We start from the raw sequence: 10348 nt of genomic DNA, 5'->3' as shown, positions 1-10348 counted from the left end.
GCGCCGGGCTGGGCCTCCAGCGTGGTGGCTATGCGCTGGTGCAGCCGCATGCGCCGCATCGAGGCCAGCTCGGCCAGCAGCGACTGTCGCACGAGGGCGTGGTTGAACCGGTAATGACCACCAGGCTCTTCTATGACGATGCCGGCCTTGGCCGCTTCGTCGAACGCATCGATGAGGTCGTCCCCCACCACGCGCTCGACCAATTCCAAGGCGAACCGGCTGCCCACGACCGCGGCCGCCGCGAGGGCCTTGTTTGTTTCGGCGGGAAGTCGCGAAAGCCGGCGGCTCACCGCTTCTCGCACCCCTTGCGGCAAGGTGCTCGGAGCCCACCGGCCGCCGCTCTCGTCGACGTGACGCAGAGCCTCGATGAGGAAGAACGGGTTGCCGCCGGTCACCGAAGCCAAGGCTCGGGCCAGGTCTTCGTCGTCGTAACCGGCTTCGGCGACATATTCGGTGACGTCGTGCTCGTCGAGGCCGCCGAGCTGAAGTCGATTCGCAGTCCCATCGCGGTGCAGGTCGGCCAACATTGCCGCCAAAGGATGCGAGCGGTCGAGGTCGGTGCTGCGATACGTGCCGACGATCTGCACGCGGGCGCGCTCGCCGAAGCGCAGGATGTGGCGCAACAGCAGCAGCGTCGGCTTGGCTGCCCAGTGCAGGTCATCGAGTATCAGGACGACCGGCTCTGCTACGGAGGCGACGTCCAGAAGCGCAACGACGGCGTCGAACAGCGCGTAGCGCTCGGTGTCAGGGTCGGCGCGCGTCGGCGCAGCCAGATCGGGCACCACATCGGTCAGACCGGGCACCAGCGCAAGGAGTGCTTCGACGCCGCGCAGCCCCCGCAGCCGGTCGGTACCAAGGCAGGGCACGAGCGTGCGCAAGGCCTCGGCGAACGGTTGATAGGGCGCGCCGAGATCCTCGTCGCAACGGCCGTACAGCACGACCGCTCCTTGCTCGTAGGCCTGTTGGGACCATTCCCCGGCCAAGCGCGTCTTGCCGACCCCGGGTTCACCGGCGATCAGCATTGCGCAAACGCCACCGGCGAGCGCGCTTTGCCAGGTCGAAAGAAGTCGGCCGAGTTCGTGCCCGCGCCCGACGAACGGCCCGGGGCCGGTTAGTACCGCGGGGAGGCTGGGACGCTCGATCGGCGCATGGGTTGTCTGTTCAAGACGGTCCTTGACCGTGTCTAGGCGCAGCTCGAAAACATGCTCGGGACGCGCGAGGTTTTTTAGCTGGCGCATGCCCAAGTCGGTGAGCACAACATCGTCGGCCAACGAGTCGATGACGAGTTCGGCGGTCGCGCCCGAGCACAGGATCTGCCCACCCTCGACCAGGGAGCGAAGGCGCGCGGCGCGGTTGACCGCCCGGCCGAAGTAGTCGCCGTCGCGCAATTCGACCTCGCCGGTATGCAGTGCCACCCGGATGCGCATGGGCTCGCGCAACGCCCAGGGCTCGTGGCTGATCGCGTCCTGGAGTTCGATGGCGGCGGCGGCGGCCGCAGATGGCCGCTCGAAAACCGAAAACGTCGCATCGCCCTCGCCGCGCGTTTTTATCAGCCTTCCCCCGCGCGACGTGACGACTTGTTCGACCAGTTCGTCGTGGCGGGCGAGCGCTACCGCCATAGCGTCGGCAGCTGCCTCCCAGGCGGCGGTCGATCCCTCGATATCGGTGAGCAGAAAAGTTACGGCGCGCGTCACCGACGGAAGATTTTGTGTTGCAGGCATTTCCAGGGCGGTATCCTGCGCGACGATCGATCCCTCGAGCCGCCGAAGCTCTGGGCTGGGGTCTACTCCCAACTCGTCCGCCAGCAGCGCCCGCGCTCGTTGATAGGCGCCCAGGGCTTCACCCTGCCTGCCGGCGCGATAAAGCGCGAGCATCAGCTGGCCCCAACGCCTCTCGCGCAGCGGCGCGTCGGTCACGGCCGCCTCGAGGTCGCCGATGATCTCCGCGGCGCGGCCCGTCGCGAGCAACGCGTCGGCCCTATCTTCGACGAGCGCGGCATGGCCCTCCATCCACCGCGTCTTCTCGGATGTCCCGCGCCGGCCATCGGGCAGCTCAGGGATACCGCGCCAGAGTGCGAGCGCCTCCTCGAACCGGGTCACCGCTTCGCTGGTGTCTCCAGCGGCAGCGGCATCGCGGCCCAGTCGGGCGGCCGATTTGTACCGCGAGGCATCGACCTCTGTCTGGGCCAAGGTCCATCCCGCGCCTTCGGTCAACACGAAGCCGTCGCCCAGCGCGCGACGTAGCGAGGAGATATGGGTCTGCAGGGCCTTGGCCGCGGTGCGCGGCGGATTCTCGCCCCACAGCATCTCGACGAGCGTGTCGGCCGACACCACGGCACCGCCGTGCAGCCCGAGCATCGTGAGGATGGCGCGAGGTTTGGCGCCCGGGATAATGACGGGCGCTTCGTCTTGTCGGACCTGGATAGGTCCCAAAACCCCCAGTTCCATCGATGGAAGCGTACTCACATCAGCCATCGTCGGTCAGACGATTCAACGGGTGGTCAAGATCGAGTAAAGCTCCCCTGCCTGCAATTTTTAAGATTGCGGATTCCGGCTGGACCCAGACTGCGCCCCCGCGCAGGCGCGGCTCTGCAACAACGACTACCTTCAGCTATAACGCACCCGCCAGGGCTGGCGCCGACCGACCAAGACCGCGAAGGGGTTCCTGTGGCCGCAACCGACGACACTGCCACTCTTAACTACCCGGGTGGTGAGTTGGACCTGCAGATCGTCCACGCCAGTGAGGGAGCCGACGGGATCGCGCTCGGTCCGCTGTTGTCAAAGACCGGCTACACCACCTTCGACAACGGCTTCGTCAACACCGCGTCCACCAAGAGCGCCATCACTTACATCGACGGCGACGCCGGCATCCTGCGCTACCGCGGCTACCCGATCGAGCAGCTCGCCGAGAAGTCGACGTTCATCGAAGTCAGCTACCTGCTGATCTACGGGGAACTGCCGACCCAGGAGCAGTTGGCGGCGTTCACCCACCGCATCGAGCGGCACACCATGCTGCACGAGGATCTGAAGCGCTTCTTCGACGGCTTCCCGCCCAACGCACACCCAATGCCGGTGCTGTCCAGCGTGGTCAACGCCTTAAGCGCCTACTACCCGGATTCGCTGGACCCCACGAACGCCGAAGAGGTCGAGCTGTCCACCATCCGGCTGCTGGCCAAGCTGCCCACCATCGCGGCCTATGCCTACAAGAAGTCGATCGGTCAGCCGTTCCTCTACCCGGACAATTCGCTGACGCTGGTGGAGAACTTCCTGCGGATGACGTTCGGACTGCCGGCCGAGCCCTACCAGGCCGACCCGGAGATTGTCCGGGCCCTGGACATGCTGTTCATCTTGCACGCTGACCACGAGCAGAACTGTTCGACGTCGACGGTTCGGCTGGTCGGCTCGTCGCGGGCCAACATGTTCACCTCGATCTCCGGCGGCATCAACGCGCTGTGGGGTCCCCTGCACGGCGGCGCAAACCAGGCGGTGCTGGAGATGCTCGAGCAGATCCGCGAAAGCGACGACGACGTCAGCGAGTTCGTCCGCAAAGTCAAAAATCGCGAGGCCGGCGTCAAACTGATGGGCTTCGGGCACCGGGTCTACAAGAACTACGATCCGCGGGCCCGGATCGTCAAGGAGCAGGCCGATAAGATTCTGGCCAAGATCGGCGGCGACGACGACCTGCTGCACATCGCCAAGGAGCTTGAAGAGGCGGCGCTGACCGATGATTACTTCGTCGAGCGCAAGCTGTACCCGAACGTCGACTTCTACACCGGGCTGATCTACCGGGCGCTGGGTTTCCCGACCCGGATGTTCACGGTGCTGTTCGCGCTGGGCCGGTTGCCGGGCTGGATCGCGCACTGGCGGGAAATGCACGACGAGGGTGACAGCAAGATCGGCCGTCCGCGCCAGATCTACACCGGGTACGGCGAACGCGACTACGCCGCGCTCGACGCGCGTTAGTCAGTCGAACTCCAGCACCGCCATGGCGGCCATGGCCGCATTGTGTCCGCCGATGCCGGACACTGCTCCGCCGCGGCGAGCGCCCGAGCCGCAGAGCACGATTCGTTCGTGCGCGGTGGCCACCCCCCAGCGCTGCGCCGGTGTGGCCATGCTTTCGCCGTCTTCGGCGAACGGCCAGCTCAGCCCACCGTGAAAGATGTTGCCGCCGGTCATCATCAGCGTGCGCTCCAGGTCCAGGGTGGATTTCGTCTCTATGCACCGCCCGCCGCTTCCATCGGGCAGTAGCAGGTCGACGATCGGCTCTGCCAGAACGGAATTCAAGGACCGTAGCGCCGAATCGGTTAATTGCGCCCGCAACTCGTCGGGCTCGGCGGCAGAAGGCAGCCAGTGCGGGGTGTGCAACCCGAACAGAGTCAGCGTGTGAGCGCCTGAATCGCGCAGGCCGGCCGACAAGATGCTCGGGTCGGTCAACGTGTGGCAGTAGACCTCGCACGGCAGCGGCTCGGGCAGCCGCCCGCCTGCTGCGGCGGAGTAAGCCGCCTCGAGTTGGGTGTATGTCTCGTTGATGTGCATCGTACCGCTGAACGCCCGTTCCGGTGTCACGCTGTCGTCGCGTAACCGGGGCAGCCGGCGCACCAGCATGTTCACCTTGACCTGTGCGCCCGGCGCCGACGTCGGTGCCGGTTCGCCCAGCAGGCCGGCCAGCACCGCCGGTGTAACACCGGCCAGGACGAGGCGCCCGCGGACTGCGTGGTCGTCGTCGCGGTGGCGGTAGACCACCTCACCGTCCGGGTCAACCGCGTGAACCTCTGCGCCGGTGACGATCTCGGCGCCGTGACCGGCTGCTGTGGTCGCCAGCGCTGCGATTACCGAGCCCATTCCGCCGACCGGGACGTGCCATTCCCCGGTGCCGTGGCCGAGCAGGTGGTAGAGGAAGCAGACGTTCTGTGCGAGCGCGGGATCGTTGAGAGAGGCGAAGGTGCCGATCAACGCGTCCGTGGCGATCACACCGCGGACCAGATCATTGCGCACCGCATCGGCGATGGCATGGCCGATCGGCTCGTCCACCATCGCTCGCCACGCGGCTGCGGCGTCGGGGTCACCGCCTTCTACGACTCGGCGGCGGGCCTGGCTACGGGTAGGCAGCGGTTCGAGCAGTGTCGGCCACAGCGGTCCGGTCACAGCCCGGCAGCGCCGGTAGAAGTCGGCGACCGCCCGCTGGTCGTCGTCGGCTCCGATCGACGCGAACGCCTGCGGGTGGGCCGCCGATTGCGGTCCGATCAGCAGCCCGGTACGCCCGGCCGTTTCCGGATCCGGGGTGTAAGACGAATAGCGTCGCCGGGCCATCCGCACCCGGGCGCCCAGGTCGTCGAGAATGCTCTGCGGCAACAGGCTGACCAGATAGGCGTAGCGCGACAGCCGGGCGTCGACACCGTCGAAGAGCTGTGCCGAGACCGCGGCTCCGCCGACGTGCTCCAGCCGCTCGAGTAGGCGCACCCGCATACCGGCCCGGGCCAGGTAGCCCGCAGCGACCAGCCCATTGTGACCGCCGCCGACAACGATCGCGTCGAAGCCGGCCGGCATCTCAGCAGTTCCTAGTTGAGGTAGCCCTCTACTTCGTCGGGCGGACGGACGCTGGCCTCGCGCGGGTCACCTCCGGTCTCGCGCAGCGCCCTACGTTGCCGAAGCAGATCCCAGCATTGGTCGAGCGCTATCTCGACGCGGCGCAGCCGGTCATGCTCCTCGGACTCGCTGACGCTGCGGTGCTGCAATTGGTCCCGCAGCGATTTCTCCTCGGCCACCAGCTCGTGAATGCGGGCAAGAGTGTCTTGATCGGTCGGTTTACGGTCGTCTGCCACAGCTCTAGGATAGGTCCCGTTTACCGCGCGTAGGGAGGGCTGATGGCGGAATCCGGCGAAGCGGCAAGCAAGGAAACTCCCACAGTCGACGAGTGGCGGCGAGTGTCCAAGTACTACCGGCGGCCGCTCGGGCTCGCCTGGCTGGTCGGACTCGTGGTGATTCCGCTGCTGCTGGGCGCCATCGGCTACGGCATGCAGGACCGACCGGTGTCCTGGGCCACCGGCCCCACCGGTAAGGTTCCGACGCTGACCCGCCCTGCCCCGTCGCCTGTGCCGCCGACGGGTCCGAGGGTGCCGGCGATCACCCTGGCCCCTGCGTCGATCGTCCGCGACGGGAACAGCATCACTCTCAGCGGCGCCTTCCCCGACCAAAAGGCCAGGGCGGCGCTGGTGGACGCGGTCGCCACCGCTCTGCCTCCTGGTGTCAGCCTGATCGATCGGCTCGGTATCAATCCCGACGTCGACGCACTCGACTTCACCGACGCCGGAAAGGTTTTCAGTGCCGCAGCGGCCATTCCGGACTTCAATCTCACGGTCCAGGGCGACACCGTCACGCTGGCCGGAACCGCGTCCACCGCATACCAGCACGACGCGGTCAAGCAGGCGGCCCAAGACACTTGGCCCAATGTCGACATCCTGGACACGCTGAAGGTCAGCGGGCCGGTCGCGCCGACCCGGTCGCCTCCGCCGACCGCGGCGCCTTCACCGTCGGCGGCACCGCCACCACCCGGTCCCAGCCCGCAAGGCGATTGCGGCAACTTGCAGCAGGCCATCCGCGGTGCCCTGCCGAAACCGATCATATTCGGCGTCGACGCAGCCACGCTGACTATGGACATCGAGCAGGAATTGACTGCGCTGGCAGACAGATTGAAAGCCTGCCCGGGTGGGAGGATCGTCGTCAACGGCTACAGCGACAACACCGGCAACGACGGCATCAACATCCCGCTGAGTGCCGAACGGGCAACGGCGGTCGCTGACTTTCTCGTCGCCAGAGGGGTTCCGCGCGGGCAACTCACCTCGAAAGGGTTGGGGTGCGCAAATCCGGTCGCCGATAACGGGACGCCGGAAGGCCGCGCCCAGAACCGTCGTGTCGAGATCGTCGCCGGCTGAGGAGAAGTCGAGAATGGAATTCATTACCCAGTGGTTGTGGTACTTGACTGCGTTCCTGGCGGGTTCGGTGGTGGCCTGGGTGATCACCATCCTCGCGGTCCGGCGTACCAGCGAAGACGAAGTCATCGCAGACCTACCGGGCTCGCGTGAGACCGGAACACGGTGATGAACCACCCGCAATGGTGGCTGATCGTCCTGGCCTTCGTGCTCGGAATGGTGCTGACGTTCGCGTTGACGATCCGGCGCGTCCGACGCGAAGTGCCGGTGAGTGATCCGAGTGGTCGGTCGGCTGCCGGTGCCTTGTCCGATGCCGCCTCGGAGAAGACCACCAAGATCCCGGTCGGCGGTGAGACGACAGCACAGATTCCCGTCGGACGGACAACGTCGACGGCGCAAGTAACGCCGCCGCAGTGGGATTCGCCACGACCGGGCGGCCGGCGACGCTGGCCATGGTGGGCTTCGGTCGCCGTCTTCTCGGCGGCGGGGGTGGCGGTAGCGGCGACATTGACGGTGACAGCCCATGATCGCGGCAGCTCAACGTCATCGAGCACACCGACGTCCACGCCACCGCCCACGGTGGCCGTCCCCGCCTTGGCCGGCCTGCTGCTGCCCGCCGAGCAGATCGCCGATATCGTCGGCGTCACCAACATGAGCAAATCCACCGGCGTCCCGACGTTGGTTCCCGCCAACAGGTCGGAGATCGCCGAGGCGGACTGCGTCAGTGCATGGAACGCGGGCCAGCACAGCGTTTATGCCGGCACCGGGGAAACCGGCGCGTACAGCCAAGCCTCGAGGGCCGACGAAAAGCCCCTGCGGCACATCGCTGATCAAGCCGTGATCGCTTACCCGAACGCCGACGCGGCCGGCAAGGTGGTGGCCAAACAGTTCGCGCAGTGGTCCGGTTGCTCGGGCCGTACCGTCACCCTGACGACTCCGCCTCCCCGGGCGGGGAGGCTGTTCACTTTCGGCCCGGTGACCAACACCAGCGGCGTCTTGTCGATGACAGAGACGAGCGTGGACAACGCCATCTGGGGCTGCCAGCGGGCGCTGGCCGCCCGCAGCAACGTGGTCATCGACATTCGAGCCTGCCGTCCGGACACCACAAACCAAGCGGTCGGCATCCTCGATGCGATCGCCGCGAAGATCCCGCGCTAGTCAGCTTGGCCCCGGCAGGCGCAACAACAACCGTGCGCCGCCGAGCGGGCTGTCCGCCAATGCCGCTGTGCCGCCATGCAAGTGAGCCTGCTGCGCCACCAGTGCCAACCCCAGTCCCGACCCGGAATGCGACGCCGTCGAACCGCGGGAGAATCGTTCGAAGACGACGCGACGCTCTTCCTCGGGCACTCCGGTGCCGTCGTCGTCAATGGCGATCTCCACGCCGGCCCGCGAACTGACCGCGGACAGCTGGACTGTGCTGGCGCCGCCGTGTTTGACGGCGTTGGCGATGGCGTTGTCGACGGCCAGGCGCAATCCGGCCGGCAGCCCCACGATGATGCAGGTCGGTGACGGCACCAGCGAAACGTCGAGGTTCGGGTACACCCGCATCGCATCGTGGGCCGCGCGGTCGAGCAGCTCGGTGATGTCGACCGGCACGTGATCATCGAAGGTCGACAATTCGCCTTGTGCCAACCGCTCCAGCGCACTCAGCGTCGCCTCGATGCGCGACTGGGTGCGGATGACGTCGTGGAGCACTTCTTTGCGCTGGTCGTCCGGCATGTCCAGGGTGGCCAGCACCTCGAGGTTGGTGCGCATCGCCGTCAACGGGGTGCGCAGTTCATGGGAAGACACCGCGGCGAAGTCACGGGCGGAGGCCAGTGCCTCCTTGGTCCGATTCTGCTCATTCCAGATGCGCTGCAGCATGCCCCGGATCGCTTCGGCGATCTCAACGGCCTCGGTGGCGCCACGCACCTGGACTTGCGGCGCTTCATCGCCGGCATCGATCGCCCTGGTCTGTTGCGCCAGCCGCTTGAACGGCCGAACCGCGAACGTGGCAAGTATCCATGCGAATACCGCCGCGGCGCCGATCGCGAACGCGCATATCAAGACAACCCGGCGGTGCAGGCTGTTCGTCTCGGCGATGGTCTCGTCGTAGGTGGCACCGACTTCCACTGACATCACCTGCGGGGCGGGGATGTTCACCGTCCGCACCCGGTAACGCACCCCGTTGACGTACGTGTCGTCGTAACCCGCCGCCAATTCGGGCAGGATGACCGTCGAATTCGAGGTCACCTGCGTGCCGTTGCGGACGGTGATCATCGCGTCGGCGTCGTTGGGTGAGCGGGGAATCTCCTCGAGACCGCGCGGCAGGAACGGGATTGCGAAGCCCGCCGCTTCGTCGAGCCGGCGGTCCAGCCGCTCCTTGCGGTCATTGGTGATACCGAACCAGACGACGGTGCCGACGATCAGCACCGGAATCGCCGCGCCGATCGCGGTCGCGACCACCACCCGGGCACGCAGCGACGGCGTGCGGGTCAATACTCGCGATAACAGATTCATCGTCACCTCGTCACTGCATGCGCAGCACGAAACCCACTCCGCGAACAGTATGCAGCAGCCGGGGCGCGCCGCCGGCCTCCAGTTTGCGCCGGAGGTACCCGATGAACACGTCGACGACGTTGGTGTCGGCGGCGAAGTCGTAGCCCCACACCAATTCCAGCAACTGCGCGCGGGACAGCACCGCCGTCTTGTGCTCGGCGAGCACCGCGAGCAGGTCGAATTCCCGCTTGGTCAGGTCGACGTCGATCCCGTTGACCCGGGCTCGCCGACCCGGGATGTCGACTTCCAGTGGTCCGACCGCGATGGTCTCCGAGGAGAACGTGGCGGTCGAGCCGCGGCGCCGCAGCAGCGCGCGCACCCGGGCGACCAGCTCTGCCAGCACGAACGGTTTGACCAGGTAGTCGTCGGCGCCGGCTTCCAGGCCGGCCACCCGGTCGTCGACCGAACTGCGCGCGCTGAGTACGCAGACCGGGACGTCGTTGTCCATGGCGCGCAGCGCGGTGACCACACTGACGCCGTCGAGCACCGGCATGTTGATGTCCAGCACGATCGCGTCCGGCCGGGTCTCGGTGGCGCTGCGCAACGCCTCCGCGCCGTCAACCGCGGTGGCGACCTCGAAGCCGGACAGCCGCAACCCGCGTTCCAGCGAGGCGAGCACGTCGGAGTCGTCGTCGACCACCAAAACCCGAGGCGAGCTCACACCAGCGTCCATGCCCGCCATTTTGCCTGATCGAGCCGCCTAACTGTGGGACGCTGACCGGTCGATCCGCACCCTTGCACGCACTAGGGCGGATCGCCCGGCTCCTCCTCATCGCGCTGCGCGCTCTGCATCGTCGCCGGGCGGGACAGGCCGATGCGCCGGTAACGCTCCAGTCGGGCCGCCAGGCGCTCGCCGTCGGGCACTGCGCGCAAGGCGTCAAC

Annotated in this window: 9 protein-coding genes; 4 read left to right on the top strand and 5 right to left on the bottom strand. The window is 67.0% G+C overall.

Features of this window, described 5'->3' with window-relative positions; translation table 11 throughout:
* Positions 1-2447, bottom strand: a 2447-nt coding sequence (locus tag WA317_RS01840) for a BTAD domain-containing putative transcriptional regulator (RefSeq protein ID WP_425171414.1), incomplete at its 3' end; no start/stop codon positions are given.
* Positions 2448-2666: 219 nt separating this feature from the next.
* Here WA317_RS01840 and WA317_RS01835 point away from each other — a divergent pair.
* Positions 2667-3962 (top strand): citrate synthase, encoded by a 1296-nt coding sequence (locus WA317_RS01835; RefSeq protein WP_425171413.1) that lies wholly within the window; start codon positions 2667-2669, stop codon positions 3960-3962.
* Here the strand turns inward: WA317_RS01835 and WA317_RS01830 are convergent, their stop codons facing one another.
* Positions 3963-5546, bottom strand: a complete 1584-nt coding sequence (locus WA317_RS01830; protein WP_425171412.1) for a phytoene desaturase family protein — start codon at positions 5544-5546, stop codon at positions 3963-3965. It lies immediately after the preceding gene.
* 11 nt (positions 5547-5557) lie between these two features.
* Positions 5558-5821, bottom strand: coding sequence for a DUF2630 family protein (locus WA317_RS01825; protein WP_425171411.1), 264 nt, complete (start codon positions 5819-5821; stop codon positions 5558-5560).
* A gap of 42 nt (positions 5822-5863) precedes the next feature.
* On the opposite strand from WA317_RS01825, the gene WA317_RS01820 reads away from it, so the two are divergent.
* From WA317_RS01820 to WA317_RS01810, 3 genes are read left to right on the top strand one after another with little or no spacing between them, the layout of a single operon-like run.
* Complete coding sequence (locus WA317_RS01820; protein ID WP_425171410.1) at positions 5864-6931, top strand: OmpA family protein; 1068 nt, start codon at positions 5864-5866, stop codon at positions 6929-6931.
* 13 nt (positions 6932-6944) lie between these two features.
* Complete coding sequence (locus tag WA317_RS01815) at positions 6945-7097, top strand: hypothetical protein (protein WP_425171409.1); 153 nt, start codon at positions 6945-6947, stop codon at positions 7095-7097.
* Positions 7097-8086 carry a sensor domain-containing protein gene (locus tag WA317_RS01810; RefSeq protein ID WP_425171408.1) on the top strand — a complete coding sequence of 330 codons (990 nt, stop codon included), beginning with the start codon at positions 7097-7099 and terminating at the stop codon, positions 8084-8086. Before WA317_RS01815 ends, WA317_RS01810 begins: the two co-directional genes overlap by 1 nt.
* Here the strand turns inward: WA317_RS01810 and WA317_RS01805 are convergent, their stop codons facing one another.
* Both WA317_RS01805 and prrA read right to left on the bottom strand, forming a co-directional pair.
* Positions 8087-9427 carry a sensor histidine kinase gene (locus WA317_RS01805; protein ID WP_425171407.1) on the bottom strand — a complete coding sequence of 447 codons (1341 nt, stop codon included), beginning with the start codon at positions 9425-9427 and terminating at the stop codon, positions 8087-8089. It abuts the gene before it with no gap.
* Between the two features lie 10 nt (positions 9428-9437).
* Positions 9438-10148 (bottom strand): two-component system response regulator PrrA, encoded by a 711-nt coding sequence (gene prrA, locus WA317_RS01800; protein ID WP_425171406.1) that lies wholly within the window; start codon positions 10146-10148, stop codon positions 9438-9440.
* Positions 10149-10348 lie beyond the last annotated feature (200 nt).

The organism is Mycobacterium sp., from assembly GCF_049802695.1.
Taxonomy (GTDB): domain Bacteria; phylum Actinomycetota; class Actinomycetes; order Mycobacteriales; family Mycobacteriaceae; genus Mycobacterium.
The sequence above is the reverse complement of the archived record's forward strand: the minus strand, read 5'-3'. Positions and strand labels throughout refer to the sequence as shown.